Annotated in this window: 15 protein-coding genes and 1 riboswitch; of the genes, 9 read left to right on the forward strand and 6 right to left on the reverse strand. The window is 68.0% G+C overall.

The window, feature by feature from the left end; all coding sequences use genetic code 11:
• Nucleotides 1–5: 5 nt before the first annotated feature.
• From ACUVYZ_RS16180 to ACUVYZ_RS16205, 6 genes are all read right to left on the reverse strand, one after another.
• Nucleotides 6–668: a class I SAM-dependent methyltransferase gene (locus tag ACUVYZ_RS16180; protein ID WP_439935493.1), complete on the reverse strand. Its 663-nt coding sequence runs from the start codon at nucleotides 666–668 to the stop codon at nucleotides 6–8.
• Nucleotides 669–826: 158 nt separating this feature from the next.
• Entirely contained in the window at nucleotides 827–1,696 is an 870-nt protein-coding gene (locus tag ACUVYZ_RS16185) for a lysophospholipid acyltransferase family protein (protein ID WP_439935492.1), read from the reverse strand.
• Nucleotides 1,697–1,777: 81 nt separating this feature from the next.
• Nucleotides 1,778–2,560, reverse strand: a complete 783-nt coding sequence (gene lpxA, locus ACUVYZ_RS16190; protein WP_439935491.1) for an acyl-ACP--UDP-N-acetylglucosamine O-acyltransferase — start codon at nucleotides 2,558–2,560, stop codon at nucleotides 1,778–1,780.
• Nucleotides 2,561–2,808: 248 nt separating this feature from the next.
• Nucleotides 2,809–3,906: a DegT/DnrJ/EryC1/StrS family aminotransferase gene (locus tag ACUVYZ_RS16195; protein WP_439935490.1), complete on the reverse strand. Its 1,098-nt coding sequence runs from the start codon at nucleotides 3,904–3,906 to the stop codon at nucleotides 2,809–2,811.
• 3 nt (nucleotides 3,907–3,909) lie between these two features.
• Nucleotides 3,910–4,905 carry a Gfo/Idh/MocA family oxidoreductase gene (locus tag ACUVYZ_RS16200; protein WP_439935489.1) on the reverse strand — a complete coding sequence of 332 codons (996 nt, stop codon included), beginning with the start codon at nucleotides 4,903–4,905 and terminating at the stop codon, nucleotides 3,910–3,912.
• Nucleotides 4,898–5,785, reverse strand: coding sequence for a lysophospholipid acyltransferase family protein (locus tag ACUVYZ_RS16205; RefSeq protein ID WP_439935488.1), 888 nt, complete (start codon nucleotides 5,783–5,785; stop codon nucleotides 4,898–4,900). The genes ACUVYZ_RS16200 and ACUVYZ_RS16205 overlap by 8 nt, the downstream gene beginning before the upstream one ends.
• An 85-nt stretch (nucleotides 5,786–5,870) precedes the next feature.
• Between ACUVYZ_RS16205 and metK the strand changes: the two genes are divergently transcribed.
• The 9 genes from metK to ACUVYZ_RS16250 all read left to right on the forward strand — a co-directional run bounded on the left by metK (nucleotide 5,871) and on the right by ACUVYZ_RS16250 (nucleotide 16,617).
• Nucleotides 5,871–7,052, forward strand: coding sequence for a methionine adenosyltransferase (gene metK / locus ACUVYZ_RS16210; protein ID WP_439935487.1), 1,182 nt, complete (start codon nucleotides 5,871–5,873; stop codon nucleotides 7,050–7,052).
• Nucleotides 7,053–7,091: 39 nt separating this feature from the next.
• A riboswitch (S-adenosyl-L-homocysteine riboswitch) is annotated at nucleotides 7,092–7,212 on the forward strand.
• Nucleotides 7,213–7,254: 42 nt separating this feature from the next.
• Nucleotides 7,255–8,670, forward strand: a complete 1,416-nt coding sequence (gene ahcY / locus ACUVYZ_RS16215) for an adenosylhomocysteinase (RefSeq protein WP_439935486.1) — start codon at nucleotides 7,255–7,257, stop codon at nucleotides 8,668–8,670.
• Between the two features lie 2 nt (nucleotides 8,671–8,672).
• Nucleotides 8,673–9,644, forward strand: coding sequence for a hypothetical protein (locus ACUVYZ_RS16220; protein WP_439935485.1), 972 nt, complete (start codon nucleotides 8,673–8,675; stop codon nucleotides 9,642–9,644).
• A 649-nt stretch (nucleotides 9,645–10,293) separates the two neighbouring features.
• Nucleotides 10,294–11,625: a sulfite dehydrogenase gene (gene soxC, locus ACUVYZ_RS16225; protein ID WP_439935484.1), complete on the forward strand. Its 1,332-nt coding sequence runs from the start codon at nucleotides 10,294–10,296 to the stop codon at nucleotides 11,623–11,625.
• Nucleotides 11,612–12,220, forward strand: coding sequence for a c-type cytochrome (locus ACUVYZ_RS16230; protein WP_439935483.1), 609 nt, complete (start codon nucleotides 11,612–11,614; stop codon nucleotides 12,218–12,220). Before soxC ends, ACUVYZ_RS16230 begins: the two co-directional genes overlap by 14 nt.
• Before the next feature lie 21 nt (nucleotides 12,221–12,241).
• Complete coding sequence (locus ACUVYZ_RS16235; RefSeq protein ID WP_439935482.1) at nucleotides 12,242–12,640, forward strand: 4a-hydroxytetrahydrobiopterin dehydratase; 399 nt, start codon at nucleotides 12,242–12,244, stop codon at nucleotides 12,638–12,640.
• 287 nt (nucleotides 12,641–12,927) lie between these two features.
• Nucleotides 12,928–14,079, forward strand: coding sequence for an MFS transporter (locus tag ACUVYZ_RS16240; protein ID WP_439935507.1), 1,152 nt, complete (start codon nucleotides 12,928–12,930; stop codon nucleotides 14,077–14,079).
• Between the two features lie 70 nt (nucleotides 14,080–14,149).
• A complete protein-coding gene (locus ACUVYZ_RS16245) occupies nucleotides 14,150–15,184 on the forward strand; it encodes a sensor histidine kinase (RefSeq protein ID WP_439935481.1) in 1,035 nt (344 codons plus the stop codon).
• Nucleotides 15,181–16,617 carry a sigma-54-dependent transcriptional regulator gene (locus tag ACUVYZ_RS16250; RefSeq protein WP_439935480.1) on the forward strand — a complete coding sequence of 479 codons (1,437 nt, stop codon included), beginning with the start codon at nucleotides 15,181–15,183 and terminating at the stop codon, nucleotides 16,615–16,617. The genes ACUVYZ_RS16245 and ACUVYZ_RS16250 overlap by 4 nt, the downstream gene beginning before the upstream one ends.
• The last annotated feature ends 11 nt before the right edge of the window (nucleotides 16,618–16,628 follow it).

A 16,628-nucleotide genomic window follows, 5' to 3' on the forward strand; every position in this document is an offset into this window, starting at 1 on the left:
GAGCCTCAGCCGGGCGCAGCGCCCCAGGCGAGGAGGTGGCGGTCGCTCACCACTTCCACGCGAAAGCCACCGAGCCCCGCCCCGGTAAGCTGCTTCTCCACTTCTTCCGGGCGATAGGCGGCCCGCAGGGAATTGCGAAAGTCCCGGCGCAGGACTTCGGGGGCGCCGGCGGTGTAGGTCGCCACCAGGCGCTCCAGCTCGGCTTCGCTTCCGGGCCGCAGCAGGTCCATCACCAGCACCGCCGCCCCTGGCCGGGCCGCCTGGCGCACCGCCGCCCAAAGGGCCTGGGGATCGGCCAGGTGGTGCAGGAGGCTGTTGCTGATGACGGCATCGAACCCCCCGGGAAGCGCCCGCGCGGGCAGCCGCAGGCGGGCGAAGCGGATGCGCCCCCCGAGGCCCGCCCGCTCCACCGCCTCCCGCGCCAGGACGAGCATGGCCTGCGCCCCGTCCACGCCCAGGATGTCCGTCCCTGGATAGGCCCGGGCGAAGCGCAGGGTCACGTCCGCCGGGCCGCAGCCCAGGTCCACCACCTTTCCGCCGGCGAAGGCGGGAAAGCGGTGGCGGAAATGTTCCACGAAGGCCTGATGGGGCTCAGAGAAATCCGCTTCGGCGTAGGCCCGAGCCTGGGCGGGATCGTCCATCAGCTCCGGCTCGGGAACGCGCTCCATTATCATCCAGGGGGCTGCGGGCATCGCAGCGGAGTTCGTGATCATCGAACCGCTATTCTACTCCTCGGCACTCGCTCCCTCTTGAGCGCCGCTCGACCGGTTGACAAGCGTTTCATTGCCAGGTCCGATCCCCTCACGGCAAGGTGGCGCAAAGGGCCTCAATACACCGGCGGCTCACCTGGCGGCCGGGTCTTGAAGCGCTTGTGGAGCCAGAAGTATTGCTCCGGCATCTCCAGCACCCGCTCCTCGATGAAGGCGTTCATGCGCCGGGTGTCCGCCTCCACGCTTTCTCCGGGGAAGTCCTCCCACGGGGGATAGACCTGGATGCGGTAGCCGCGCCCGCGGGGAAGTTGCCGGGTGACCACGGGCAGTACCTTGGCGCCGGTCAGGCGGGCGAGCCGGGAGAGCCCCGTGATGGTGGCGGCGGGAACGCCGAAGAAGGGCACGAAGATGGCGTCCCGCGCCCCGTAGTCCTGGTCCGGCAGATAGTACAAGGGCAGCCCCTGGCGGATCGCGGCGACCAGCCCCCGGATGCCGTCTCGGCGCGACACCAGGGTGACCGGCTCGAACCGGGTGCGGGCGCGCCGCAGCAGCCGGTCGATGTACGGATTGCTCTGGGTGCGGTACATGGCGCAGGCGGGCCAGTCGGCCGCCAGTCGCACGGCCCCCAGGTCCAGCCCCACGAAATGGGGCACCAGCAGGATGACCGGCTGCCCCTGGATCGCGTACCAGTGCTCCACCCCCTCCAGGGTCACCAGTTGCTTGAGCCGGGCCTTCGATCCCCACCAGGCGATGCCTTCCGCCAGCGCCGCCCTCCCCAACGCCTGGAAGTGGCGCCGGGCGAGCCGCTCCCGTTCCGCCTCCGGCATGGACGGAAAGCACAGCCGCAGGTTGGTGAGGGTCACCCGCCGGCGGGCGCCGGCCAGGCGATAGGCGAGGCGGCCCAGGCCGCCGCCCAGGGCCGCCAGCAGCGGCAGGGGCAGAAAGTGGAGCAGCCACAGGGCGGCAACGCCCAGCCGGGCCCCCATGGCGGCTAACCCGCTCCCCACCCTGCCCCATCGGCGGAGGAAAATGGGCGCAAGAGGAGCGGGCCCGGCAGCCGCCTCGGATTAGCGTCCGCCACGGGTGATGCCCCGCTTCGACTCCCGGATGAACCGGACCAGCTCCGCCACCATGGGCGAGGAGGATTCCCCGAGGGCCGCCAGGGCCTGCTCCAGCAGGAGGCCGGAGAGGAAGAGCGTCCGGTAGGCGCGCTTGAGTTCCCGGATGTCCTCCTCGGCGACCCCGGCCCGCTTGAGCCCCACCAGGTTCAACCCCCGGGCCCGGGCGGGTGAGCCCTCGGTGATGACGAAGGGCAGGGCGTCCTGGGAGATGCGGGCGAGCCCTCCCAGCATGGCGAGCCGCCCCACCCGGCAGAACTGGTGGATCGCCACGTGGCCGGAAACGAAGGCCCGATCGCCCACGGTGACGAACCCCGCCACCAGGGCCCCGTTGGCCACGATCACCTGGTTCCCGAGCTGGCAGTCGTGGCCCACGTGGCTTCCCGCCATGAGGAAGCAGCCGTCGCCGATGCGGGTGACGGCCCCCTCGGTGCTGCCCCGGTGCACCGTGACCCCTTCCCGCAGGACGTTGCCTTCGCCGATGACCACGGCGCTGGGCCAGCCCTTGAACTTGAAGTCCTGGGGTTCGCCGCCGATGACCGCGTGCTCGCCGATGCGGTTGCGGGGTCCCAGGCGGGTGTAGCGCTTCACCACCGCGTGGGCGCCGATGGAGCAGCCCTCGCCGATCTCCGTGTCCTCCTCGATCACGGCGTAAGGGCCCACTTCCACGCCGGGCGCGAGGCGCGCCCCCGGCGCGACCAGAGCGGTGGGGTGGATCGCTAGGCCGGACATTTCACGAGGGCCTCGGGAGGATGGTGCGGGGCCGGGCGAGGGAGGTTCCCCGCAGCCGACGAAGCCCGTGGCAGAGCCCACGGGCGAGGAGCGCAAGCGAAAGATGGCCCCCCGCCCCCGCCAGGACCCGAGGAGCTCTGCGGGGCAAATTGAGCATGGGCATCCCCCCAACCAAGGCGCTGATCTCTTTGCACCTTGGCCTGATTTTAGGGGCGTCTTCGTGAAATGTCCGGGCTAGGCTCACCTCCTCACCCCGCGGCCGCCAACACCGTCTCGCACACCCGGTCCACCTGCTGCGCAGCGAGGTAGGGATGCATAGGAAGGGAAAGCACCTCCTGGGCCGCCGCCTCGGTGTGGGGCAGGCGCAGGTCCCCGCAGACCGCCTGGTAGACCTCCTGGTGATGGAGCGGAATCGGGTAATAGATGGCGCTGGCGATGCCTGCCTGGGTCAGAGCCTCCCGGACGGCGTCGCGCCGAGGGCTCCGCACCGTGTACTGGTGATAGACGTGGCGGCCGTAGCCCGCCTCGGCCGGCGGGGCGACGGGGCTGCCTTTGAGCCGCGCCGTGTAGCGCGCCGCCGCCTCCCGGCGCCGGGCGTTGAGCCGCTCGATGCGCTTGAGCTTCACCCGCAGAATGGCCGCCTGCAGCTCGTCCAGGCGGCTGTTGTAGCCGAGCACGCAGTGGTGGTAGCGCACCCGGCTGCCGTGGTCCCGCAGCACCCGCACCTGCTCGGCGAGGGCGTCGTCGTCGGTCACCACCATGCCCCCGTCCCCGTAGGCCCCCAGGTTCTTGCTGGGATAGAAGGAGAAGCAGCCCGCGTCCCCCAGGGCGCCCGTCTTACGGCCCCGGTAGTCGGCGCCGAAGGACTGGGCGCAGTCCTCGATCACCTTGAGTCCCCGGCGGCGCGCCAGGGCCAGAATCGGCTCCATGTCCGCCGCCTGGCCGTAGAGATGCACCGGCAGGATGGCCCGGGTGCGTTCGGTCACCGCCGCCTCCAGCGCTTCGGGGTCCAGGTTGAACGTCCGGGGATCGATGTCCACGAACACGGGGCGAGCGCCGATGTAGGAAATCGCCTCCGCGGTGGCAATGAAGGTGAAGGCGCTGGTGATCACCTCGTCGCCGCATTGCACGCCGGCCGAGCGCAGGGCGAGATGGAGGGCATCGGTGCCGGAAGCCACCGCGACGGCGTGCTTAACTCCCAGATAGGCCGCCACCTCCCGCTCCAAGGCCTGGACCTGGGGGCCCAGGATGAAATGGCTGGAGGCGAGCACCGCGCCCACCGCCCGCTCGATCTCGCCGCCGAGCTCCCGATATTCCGCCTTCAGGTCCACCATGGGGATATTCATCTGTCATCCCTTCGCGAGCCATTCGGTCGCGGCGCTTCGCCGGTCGCGCCGATTCATGGCCTGGGTGATGGCCAGCGCCACCTCCAGCGCCCGCCGGCCCTCCGCCCCGCCCACCGCGGGCCGGCGGCCCTCCCGCACGCAGGCGACGAAATCCCGGATCTCGGCGGCGAGGGGATCGGGCTTCTCGAACCGCCGCTCTTCCACCCGGATGGGAAGTCCCCCTTCTGCCGCCCCGCCCCCCGGCTCCCGGCGGGCCACGGTCAAGCGGTGCTCCAGGGTGTCCACCGTGACGTAGGCGTCGGGCTGAAAAACCCGCAGCTTGCGCATGGCCTTCTGGGACACCCGGCTGGCGGTGACGTTGGCCACGCAGCCGTTCTCGAATTCGATGCGGGCGTTGCCGATGTCGATCTCGTCGGTGAGCACCGGGGCGCCGGAGGCGCGCACCTCCGCCACCGGGCTCGCCACCAGATCGAGGATCAAGTCGATGTCGTGAATCATGAGGTCCAGGGTCACCGCCACGTCGGTCCCCCGGGGCTTGAACGGGGCGAGGCGATGGGATTCGATGAACACGGGCTCGCGAACGATCTCCCGCGCCGAGAGGAACGCCGGGTTGAACCGCTCCAGGTGCCCTACCTGGAAGGTGAGGCCGCGGCGTTCGGCGAGCTCCTGCAACGCCTGGGCCTGGGCCAGCGTTTGCGTCACCGGCTTCTCCACCAGCACGTGCACCCCCGCCTCCAGGCAGGCCCGGGCCACGTCGAAGTGGCGCTCCGTGGGCACCACGATGGAGGCGAGATGGATCTCCCCGGCGAGGAGCGCCCGGAAATCGTCGACGGGCCGGGTGCCCAGCTCGGCGGCCACCTGCCTCGCCCGTTCCGGATCGGCGTCCGCCACGGCCGCCAGGGCCACGCCGTCCAGGGCCGCGTACTTCTGGGCGTGCAGGCGCCCCAGGTAGCCCACGCCGATCACGGCCGCCCGCAAAGCGCTTGCTCCTTTATTCACCCTCCCCGTCCTTTTCTCCTTGGGCGGGTGGCGGCGCCACCCCAGCGGGGACCTTGTAGCGGTTGTAGCTCCACAGGTATTGCTCGGGGCATTGCCTCACCAGGGCCTCCACCGCGGCGTTCAACGCTTCCGCCGCCTGGACCGGATCCGCCGGCAGCCGTGGCAAGGGGGTCAAGCTCAGGCGGTAGCCCGCCCCCCTGGGCAGTCGCCGGGCGAACACCATCAGCACCGGGGCCCCCGTGCCCTCCGCCAACCGCCCCACCAGGGTCATGGTATAGGCGGGACGGCCGAAAAACCGCGCCCACACGCCGTCGCCCCGGCCGGGGGCCTGGTCGGGCAGCACGCCGATCGCTTCGCCCCGCTTAAGCGCCTTGAGGAGCTGGCGCACGCCTCGCAGGTCGGTGGTGGCGAGCTTCGCCCGGCCGCGGCTGCGCCCGGCGATCATCAGGGGTTCGAGCCAGCGCACTCGAGGTGGCCGGTACAGGATGGTCATGGGCAGCCGCCGGGAGAGGTAGAGCCCCGCGATCTCGAAGCAGCCCAGGTGGGGCGTGAGCAGGATCAGCCCGCGCTTCGCCGCCAGAGCCGCTTCCACGTGCTCCCAGCCCCGGCACTCCCGCACCAAGGCGTCCGCCCGCCGGGGATCGCCGAACCACACCTTGGGAAGCTCCGCCACCGCCTTGCCGGTTTCCGCCACCGTGCGGCGCAAAAGCCGGCGGTAGCCCCGGGGCTCGGGGCACACGCCGCTCGCCTTCAGGTTCTCCCGCAAACGCCTGGCATAGCGAGGCGAGGACAGGTACACGCCCCGCCCAAGCACGCCGCCGATGGCATGGAGCCAGCTCAAGGGGAGGTAGGCCGCCCAGCCCAACAGGGGTTTCAGCATGGGCTCGCCGTTCAACTCGGAGGGGGTATCTGCTATCCTATTGACCTTTTTCGGGCCCTGGCTAGAACCCTTGCCGCAGAGAACGATGAACGAATTTCTTTTTACTTCCGAATCCGTGTCGGAAGGCCATCCCGACAAGATGGCCGACCAGATCTCCGACGCTGTGCTGGACGCTATCTTAGCGCAGGACCCGAACGCCCGGGTAGCGTGCGAGACCATGACGGCCACCGGCCTGGTGGTCATGTCCGGTGAGATCACCACCCGGGCGGTGGTGGACTACAACCAGATCGCCCGCGGCGTGGTCAAGCGCATCGGCTATGACAGCTCGGAGATCGGTTTCGACTACCAAACCTGCGCGGTGCTCACCGCCTTCAACCGGCAGTCGCCCGACATCGCCCGGGGGGTGGACCGGGACAAGGACCAGGAGCTGGACCAGGGCGCCGGGGACCAGGGCCTCATGTTCGGCTTCGCCTGCGACGAGACGCCCCAGTTGATGCCGGTGCCCATTTTCTACGCCCACCGGCTCATGCAGCGCCAGGCGGAGCTGCGCAAGGACGGGCGCCTGCCGTGGCTGCGGCCCGACGCCAAGTCCCAGGTCTCCGTGCGCTACGTGAACGGGCGCCCAGTGCACATCGAGACGGTGGTGATCTCCACCCAGCATGCCCCCGACATCTCCCACGCCGCCATCACCGAGGCGGTGGTGGAGGAGATCGTCAAGCCCGTGCTGCCCAAGGAACTGATCAACGCCGACACCCGCTACCTGGTGAATCCAACCGGCCGCTTCGTGGTGGGTGGCCCCATGGGCGACTGCGGCCTCACGGGTCGCAAGATCATCGTGGATACCTACGGCGGTTATGCCCGCCACGGGGGAGGCGCCTTCTCCGGCAAGGACCCGTCCAAGGTGGACCGCTCGGGCGCCTACGCCATGCGCTACGTGGCCAAGAACCTCGTGGCGGCGGGGCTCGCCAGCAAGTGCGAGGTCCAGATAGCCTACGCCATCGGGGTGGCGAAACCCGTGTCCCTCATGGTGAACACCTTCGGCACCGGCCGCATCTCCGACGAGCGGATCGTGCAGTTGATCGAGCGGCATTTCGATCTGCGGCCCCGGGCCATCATCCAGACCCTGGACCTGCTGCGGCCGATCTACACCCGCACCGCGACTTACGGCCATTTCGGCCGGGACGAGCCGGAATTCACCTGGGAGGCGACCGACAAGGCGGAAGCCCTGCGGGCCGACGCGGGGATCAAAGCGCCCGCCGTGGCCTGAGCGGGTTCCGTCCGGCGCCGACGTTGCGCTATACTTGCATCCACTGAGGAGCGCTGCGACCCGACCACCCAAAGGACGCCGCGGCATCGTGTATTGGTGAGGGGTGTTGTCCTTTTGGTGGTCGGGCCAGGCTCAGGGAAATCAACGGCGCTCGCATCTCGATGAGGTGCGAGCGCTTTTCTTTTTCTGCGGAGAGAAACCCATGAGCGCGGTTCCCCATTCCGACTTCACCGACTTCCAAGTGGCCGACCTCAAGCTTGCCGACTGGGGGCGTAAGGAGATCGCCATCGCCGAGAGCGAGATGCCCGCCCTCATGGCGATCCGGGAGGAATACGCGGGGCAGCAGCCCCTGCGCGGCGCCCGCATCGCCGGGTCACTGCACATGACCGTCCAGACGGCGGTGCTGATCGAGACCCTCAAGGCCCTGGGGGCGGAAGTGCGCTGGGCCTCCTGCAACATCTTCTCCACCCAGGATCACGCCGCCGCGGCCATCGCCGCCGGCGGCACGCCGGTGTTCGCCTACAAGGGGGAGAGCCTGGACGAGTATTGGGAATTCACCCATCGCATCTTCGAGTGGGGGGACGGGGGCACTCCCAACATGATCCTGGACGACGGGGGCGACGCGACCCTGCTGGTGCACCTGGGGGTGGCGGCGGAAAAGGACCCGTCGGTACTCGCCGATCCCAAGAGCGAGGAAGAGCGGGCCCTCTATAGCGCCATCAAGAAGCGCTTGGCGGCCAAGCCCGGCTGGTACGCCACCCTCGCCCGCAACATCAAGGGGGTGACCGAAGAGACCACCACGGGCGTGCACCGGCTATACCAGATGCAGAAGGAGGGGCGGCTGCTGTTTCCGGCCATCAACGTCAACGACTCGGTGACCAAGAGCAAGTTCGACAACGTCTACGGCTGCCGCGAATCGCTGGTGGACGGCTTGAAGCGGGCCACCGACGTGATGATCGCGGGCAAGGTGGCGGTGGTGTGCGGCTTCGGCGAGGTGGGCAAGGGCAGCGCCCAGGCGCTGCGGGGCCTGCAAGCCCAGGTGTGGGTGACCGAGATCGATCCCATCTGCGCGCTTCAGGCGGCGATGGAAGGCTACCGCGTGGTGACGATGGACTACGCGGCGGACAAGGCCGACATCTTCGTCACCGCCACCGGCAACGTGAACGTGATCACCCACGAACACATGCGGCGCATGAAGCACAACGCGATCGTCGCCAACATCGGCCACTTCGACAACGAGATCGACGTGGCCAGCCTGCGCCAGTATCCGTGGGAGAACATCAAGCCCCAGGTGGACCACGTGATTTTCCCCGACGGCAAGCGCATCATCCTGCTGGCCGAGGGGCGGCTGGTGAACCTGGGCTGCGCCACCGGCCATCCCTCCTACGTGATGAGCTCCTCCTTCGCCAACCAGGTGCTGGCCCAGATCGAGCTCTACACCAACACCCACCGCTACCCGGTGGGCGTCTATATGCTGCCCAAGCGGCTCGACGAGAAGGTGGCCCGGCTGCAGCTCAAGAAGCTGGACGCCCAGCTCACCGAGCTGACCGATGAGCAGGCCCGCTACATCGGCGTGCCAAAGGAGGGCCCCTACAAACCCGACCATTACCGCTACTGAGCATGGACCTTTGCCTGAAGCTCCTCGACCCCCGCGAGCGCGTCTTTCTCTACGGAACGACGCCTCCCCGGGAAGACTCACCCGAGGAGGTGGTGCGCACCGCCGCGTCCCGGCTGCACGAACGGATCAAGGGCCTGCCCCTGGACGGCTTGGTGGTCTACGACATCCAGGACGAGAGCGGACGCACGCCGGTGCCGCGGCCGTTTCCGTTCCAGCGCACCATCGATTCGCGCATCTATTCCAACCGGCTCTCCTCGCTCACGGGGCTGCCCGTGGTCACCTACAAGTGCATCGGCCAGATGAGCGAGCCCGAATGGCGGGCCTGGCTGGACGAGACCGCCCGCGTCCATCGCGTATCCTACTTGTCCGTCGTGGGCCGCGCCACCTCCCGAAGTGCCGCCGGCGACGCCATCTCGCTGCTGCGGGCCATCGAGCTGGCCACGGCGCATCCCGCGGACCTCACCCTCGGCTGCGTCGCCATCGCCGAGCGCCACGCCGAGCGGCACGGGGGACTGGCCAGCGAAAGCCAGCGCATGCTGGCCAAGGCGCGAAGCGGCTGCCGCTTCTTCATCTCCCAGGCGGTCTATCACGCCGAGCCCACAGTGCGCATGCTTGCCGACTACGCCCGGGAATGCCGGGAATCCGGGACCGAGCCCCGGCGCGTGATCCTGACTTTCACGCCCTGCGGCCGGGAAAAGACCATGAACTTCATCAAATGGCTCGGGATCGCGGTGCCGGAGGAAACTGAACGGGCCATCCTCACGGCCTCCCAGCCCCTCGCCAAATCCATCGAGATCTGCCGGGACAACCTGCGGGAGATCCTCTCCCACGAGTCCTACGCCCACCTGCCCATCGGGATCAACGTGGAGAGCGTATCCATCAACAAGGACGAGATCGACGCCTCCATCGACCTGTTCCACGCCCTGGCCGAGGTGCTGGAGAAGCACCGCCCGAGGCGCACTTCGACCGCGTGAGCCGTTGACTCATCCGGAAGTACTTTGATCAAGATCAAATCGTCGACGCGGAAAAAGGAATAACTTGCTCTCTGACAGAACGCAGGAGGGATGTTTCCATGGGGAGCCGCGTTTCGAAGCTTCTCGGCTGGGCCACCCCCTTGTTCCCGGCTTTCGACTGGGCGACTTTGGCGGTGCGGCTGGGCCACGAAAGGGGCGCCTGCCTCATGCGCCGGCAAGGGCGTTGCCCCGGCCGGGATAGGTGCCACGACTGCCCCTGGGCGGAAGGCGTTTCCCGCCCCAACGGATCCCGCTGACGGCCACTCCCGCCGTCAGGCACGCCCGCGCGGCCGCCCGATAGGGCGTTCGCCGTGGGGCGTCCGTTTCCATCGGCAACACACCCTACTTCTCCCACGTTTCCTTAAGGAACTCCGCCCTCCCCTACCCGGCCTTTTCCCGCCGTGCGAGAAAAGCTTTTCCTTGGGCAACAAGCACATGCCATCGATTCGGGGAACATGGCATGCGAAATGCTGGGTTGCTGGACGGGGTTTCGGGCCGAAACGGGGAGCGCCTGCCCGCCGTTTCGGCCGTGCCGCCAAAAAAAGCTGCAAAGACAACAGGTTGTCCTGCGGGGCAGGACAGCGAGTGGCCACCTAGAGGAGGACAGTCCATGCCGAAACGCTCTGGCGTCGTTTCCGACCCTCGCGCTCCGGGCGCGGTCTCTGAACGAGATATCGTCCCCCGGTCCCCCAGCCGGCGGGACTTCATTCGGGGAAGCCTGGCCTTCGCCGGGGGCGCTCTGGCGACCGGCGGCGCGATGGTCGCCGGCACGGGCATCGCCCGGGCCGCCGCCCTTCCCGTCCCCCCGAGCAACCAGTCCATGGGGCGGCCCATCCCCCAGCAGATGTACGGGATGCCCTCGAAATACGAGGCTCACGTATTCCGCGAGCGCAGCTCCGTGTTCAAGAACCGGCAGAACTTCTCCGACTGGAGCATGACGCCGCTGCAGCATCAGACCGGGATCATCACCCCCAACGGCCTCAACTTCGAGCGCCACCACGCGGGAACGCCCGACATCGATCCGGCCACCCACCGCCTGGTGATCCACGGCATGGTGAAGCAGCCCCTGGTCTTCACCATGGAGGACATCACCCGCTACCCCTCGGTGTCCAAGTTCTATTTCCTGGAGTGCTCGGGCAACACGCTCACCGACTGGACCAAGGCCGCCTCCCCCACGGTCCAGCAGAGCCATGGGCTGCTCTCCTGTACCCAGTGGACCGGCATCCCCGTGTCCTGGCTCCTGGACGAAGCGGGGCTCCTGCCCGGGGCCAAGTGGGTAGCGTTCGAGGGCGCCGACGGCTCGGCCCACACCCGCAGCATTCCCATAGAAAAAGTGCTGGACGACTGCCTCCTGGTCTACGGCCAAGGGGGCGAGATGCTGCGCCCCGAGCAGGGCTATCCCCTGCGCCTCTTCATCCCGGGCTGGGAGGGCAACGTGTCGGTCAAGTGGCTGCGCCGCATCAAGGTGGGCGATCAGCCGTGGCATTTCCGCAGCGAAACGGCCCGCTACACCGACCCGATGCCCGGCGGCAAGTGGCGCCAGTTCAGCTTCGTGATGGAATGCAAATCCGTCATCACTAATCCTTCGGGCGGGATGAAGCTAAAAGGGCCCGGCCTGTACGAGATCCTGGGCTTCGCCTGGTCCGGGCGCGGAAAGATCACGGCGGTAGACGTCACCGTCGATGGCGGCCGGAACTGGCAGGAAGCCCAACTGGAGGAGCCCGTCTTCGACAAGTGCCTCACCCGCTTCCGCTTCCGCTGGAAGTGGGACGGCTCGCCCGCCGTTATCGCCAGCCGGGCGGTGGACTCCACCGGCTACGTGCAACCGACGGTGGAGCAGATCGGCAAAGTCCGGGCGTTGACCGGCTTCGTGCAGCACCACAACGGGATCTTTCCGTGGGCCATTAACAGCGCAGGGGAGGTGAAAAATGCGGTCGCGTAACCTGGTTCTGGCGATGGCGGCCGCGTTGGCGGCGGCGAGCTGCGCCACCGTGGAACATATGAAGGCATCCATGAGCGCGGCCAAGCCGGCGGTGGCATATGGCAAGCCCATCAGCCTGGCGGAGATCGCGTCATGGGATATCGACATCCGCACCCCGGACGGCAAGGGGCTGCCCCCCGGCAGCGGCACGGTGGCCCAGGGCAAGCAGGTCTACGAGGCGAAGTGCGCGGCGTGTCATGGCGCGGATGCCAAGGGCGGGCCTCAGTACGGCACGATGGTAGGGGGCATCAACTCCTTCACCACCAACCAGCGGGTGCTCACGCCCGGGAGCATGTACCCCTACGCGCCGATCCTTTTCGACTACATTCGCCGGGCAATGCCCATGGATCGGCCGCAGTCGCTCACCAGTGACGAGGTCTACGCGGTTTCGGCCTACATTCTTTACTTAAACGGCCTGATCCCGGAAAACTTCGTCATGAACGCCCAGACCATGCCCACGATCCAGATGCCTAACCGTAACGGCTTTATTCTGGATGATCGGCCGGACGTGAAAAACGAGCGCTGCATGCGGGACTGCAAGCCGATCCGCAGCTAGAGACCGGGGGACGGGCGACCAATGCAGACTCAGGCGACGCAAAAGGTTTATACGGAGGACGAGGCCCGGGTCCGGCTAGCCACGGAATTGCCGTTCTGGTACGTGGAGGACGGTCACATCTGCCGCCGCTATCGGGCGAGCGGCTGGAAGGCAGGCCTGATGGTGGTAAACGCCATCGGCCACTTGGCTGAGGCGGCTTGGCACCATCCGGAAGTGTGCCTCGCCTACGGGACGGTGACGGTGCGGCTGTCGACCCACAAGGCGGGGGGCCTCACCGAAAAGGATTTCGCCCTGGCGAGAAAGATCGAAGAGGTGGTGCACTGGGAGCCCGCCCGAGAGTGCGGTGCGCTGCGCGGCACGCCCAATCACGAGCCCCGATTCAAGTACATCGACTACGACCGGCTGGATCCGGCGGCGTGAAGAGGACTTTCCCGCACCCTCGAAAATATTGATGAGGTAACGGCTTCCTCCTCCCTGTCGTGAGGCTTCGGCCGGGAACGCGTTCCCGGCCTCTTTTTGCTCGCGGTGCCCCGGCGGAGGGAGCGTGTGTATAATGTAAGCGATTGCATCCAAAAAAAGCCCGTCTCGGTCGCGCGCCCGGCGCGACGCCGAGGAAGCGGACCCGACGGCCCGAGGAGGATGAAAGGGTGGCGCAGCGACCGGGGTACGACCCGCGGGGGATTTTGCTCTGCGGGAGCCTGATCCTCATGCTGGCGCTGGGCATACGCCAGTCCTTCGGCCTGTACCTGCCACCCATGACCCTGGATCTCGGTTGGGGGCGGGAGACCTTCGCCTTTGCCATCGCCTTGCAGAACCTGGTGTGGGGCCTGGCCCAGCCCTTCGCCGGCGCCATTGCCGACCGCTACGGCGCAGGCCGGGTGCTCGCGGTCGGCGGCGCCTGTTACGCGGGGGGCCTTGCTCTCATGGCCTTGGCCACCAGCGGCGCGGAATTCGCGTTGACCGCGGGCCTCCTGGTGGGCCTGGGTCTTTCGGGCACGAGCTTCGGCGTGGTGATGGGGGTGGTGGGCCGCGCCTTCGACGACCGGTCCCGCTCCGCCGCCCTGGGGATCGTGGGGGCGGGGGGTTCCTTCGGCCAGTTCGTGATGCTCCCCTACGGCCAGTTTCTGATCGAAAGCCTGGGCTGGCAGTGGGCGCTCGCGGTCATGGCCCTCTCCTCGGCCCTGATCGTGCCCCTGGCCGCCGCCCTGGCCGGGCGCCCGGCGGGATTCGGCGCCGGCGGCGCATTGAACTTCTCCCAGGCGCTGGCGGAAGCCCGCGGCCACCGGGGATTCTGGTACCTCACCCTGTCTTTCCTGGTGTGCGGCTTTCAGACCCTCTTCATCATGCTGCACCTTCCGGCTTATCTCCTGGACCGGGGCATGACGGCGGCGACGGGCATGACGGCCCTGGCCCTCGTGGGGGCGCTCAACATCCTGGGGTCCTACGCCTTCGGCGTGCTGGGCAACCGCCGCAGCAAGAAAAACCTTCTCGCCACGATCTACCTGGTCCGGGCGGCGACCATCGGCGTTTTCCTGCTGGTGCCCGTCACGGCCCTGTCGGTCTACGTTTTCGCCGCCGTGATGGGTTTCACCTGGCTCGGCACCGTGCCCCTCACCAACGGGCTGGTGGCCCAGATCTTCGGCGTCAATTTCCTGTCCACTTTATTCGGCATCGCTTTCCTAGGTCATCAGGTAGGCAGCTTCCTGGGCGCCTGGTACGGGGGCTACATTTTCGATCTCACCGGCTCGTACCAGGCGGTGTGGCTGTTCGCGATCGGGCTGAGCCTGGTGGCGGCGGGCCTGTGCTGGCCCATCGACGAGCGGCGCATTGAGCGGGCGCGGGCCCCGGCGGAGGCATAGGCAGATGTCCCGGCCGAAGACTTCGGACGAGCACCGAAGCGGCAAGGCCCCCGCTTCCCAGGAGCGCCGGATGCCAAAGACCGAGCCCATTTTCCACCACGCCCTGTTCCCGGTGCTGCACGCCCTGCCCTGGCCGGCCGTGCTCCTGGACGAGGAAGGTCGGATCGTGTGCGCCAACGCCGAAATGCAGCGGCGGGGCCTGCGCCTCGATCCCCAGGCGCCCCCCCTGCTGCAGGAGGCGCTTCCCGACTACGCCGCGGCCCTGCGCGGCGGCATGGAAGAAGCCCAGGAGGCGCTGGTCACCCGCCAGGCGCAAGGCAAGGAGACGGTGGAGCGGGTGTGGCTGCGCCCCATCGCCAGCGGCGCGGTGCTGATCGTCACCGACGAGACGCGCCTTGCCGAGCTGGAGACCGAGCACGCCCAGACCGTGCGGCTCGCCTCCCTCGGCTTCATGCTGGCCGGGGTGTGTCACGAGATCAGCAACCCCCTGGCGGCGATCCACTCCATGCTCCAGATCCTCGAGTCCAGCGGCCGGCGCGATCCCGAAGTGCTGGAACAGGGCCTCGCCAGCATCTCGGCCAACGTGCGCCGCATCCTGGAGATCTCGCGCCAGCTTTCCGGCTTTTCCCGGGCCGCCACCGAGCCCCGGCGCCCCGTGGCGGTGGATTCCGTCCTGGAGGAGGCGCTCGCCCTGGTGCGCCACGAGCGCACGTACCGGGAGGTGGCCGTCGAGCACCACAAGGACCCGGCGGCGCTAGTGCGTGCAAACGCGCGAGAGCTGCTGCAGGTGTTCTTCAACGTCTTGGCCAACGCCGTGCAGGCCATGGAAGGGCGCGGGCGCATCCTCATCACCACCCGGCGGTTGGGGAATGAGCAGGTGGAGATCATGATCCAGGACGACGGGCCCGGCATCCGTCCCGAGCACCTCCCGAAGCTCTTCGACCCCTTCTTCAGCACCAAGGCGCGGGGGGAAGGCACCGGGCTCGGGCTTACCATCAGCAACGAGATCGTCCACGAGCACGGCGGCCGCATGCGGGCCGAGAGCACCTATGGCAAGGGCGCCCGGTTCTACATCGAGCTGCCCCTGTGGAGGCGACCGGAATGAACCATTCCAACCTGAAAATCCGCGCCCGCGACGAGCGCATCCTGGTGATCGACGACGACCTGGGCGTCGGCGAGTGCATCCAGTGCATGCTGCGCATCGCCGGCTACGAGAGCGTGTTCGTCACCACCGCCGCGGCGGGCCTGGAACGGGCTCAGAACGAGGCCTTCGACTTGGTGGTGAGCGACCTGCGCCTGCCGGACCGGAGCGGCATCGACGTGATCCGGGCGTTGCGCGAAGCGAGCCAGGACACGCCGGTGATCCTGATGACCAGCTACTCTTCCATCGAGAGCGCCATCGAGGCGCTGCGCACTGGCGCCACCGACTACATCATCAAGCCGTTCAACAACGACGACTTCCTGTACTCGGTGGAACGGGCCCTGGATGAGCAGCGGATGCGCAAAGAGAACGCGATGCTCAAGCGGAGCTTGAAACGCGTCTACTCGAGCCGCCGCATCATCGGGGAAAGCGAGGGCATCTTGCGGGTGCTGGACATGATCCGGCGGGTGGCCGCCTCCGACGCCAACGTGCTGATCGAGGGCGAGAGCGGCACGGGTAAGGAGCTGGTCGCCCAGGCGATCCACTACGCGAGCCCCCGTGCCGAGGGTCCTTTCGTTCCCATCAACTGCGGCGCGATTCCCGCCGACCTCCTGGAGTCGGAACTGTTCGGTCACGCCAAGGGGGCCTACACCGGGGCGGTGGCGGCAGCCGACGGGCTGATCCGGGAGGCGAGCGGCGGAACCCTGTTCCTGGACGAAATCTCGGAACTGGCGCTCAACCTGCAGGTGAAGCTCCTGCGGGTGTTGCAGGAGCGGCAGGTGCGGCCGCTGGGGTCGAAGCACACCTACGCCACCGACGCCCGCTTCCTCGCCGCGAGCAACCGGGACCTGAAGCAGGCCATGGAGCAAGGCCTGTTTCGCGCCGACCTGTATTACCGGCTCAACGTGATCACCATCCACGTGCCTCCCCTGCGGGAGCGGGGCCGGGACGTGGAAATCCTAGCCCAGCACTTCATCGAGGAGCACAGCCGGCGGCTGGGTAAGCGCATCACCGGCATGAGCCCGGCCATGCGGGATTTCCTCTACAGCTATCCCTGGCCGGGCAACGTGCGCGAGCTGGAAAACCTGATCGAGCGCAGTGTCATATTGACCGAGGGCAGCGTCCTCTCCCTCCAGGACCCCCCCGCCAAGGGGGCGGCGACGGCCCCCGGCGCGGGGACGGCCGGCGAGTTCCTCGACCGCCCCTTGCCCGTGGAGGAGTACATGAAGGAGGTGGTGCGGCGCTACCAGGACACCCACAGCGAGATGGAGCTGGCCGCCATGCTGGGGGTGGGCCGCAAGGCCCTGTGGGTGCGGCGCCGGCGCTGGGGACTGTACCGAAACGGCGATCCTCGAAGGGAGGGCACGGGAAGAGGAGGCCTAAAACGGTCCGCCTGAACCGGTGGAAG

It is taken from the genome of Pelomicrobium sp. P1 (assembly GCF_052805615.1).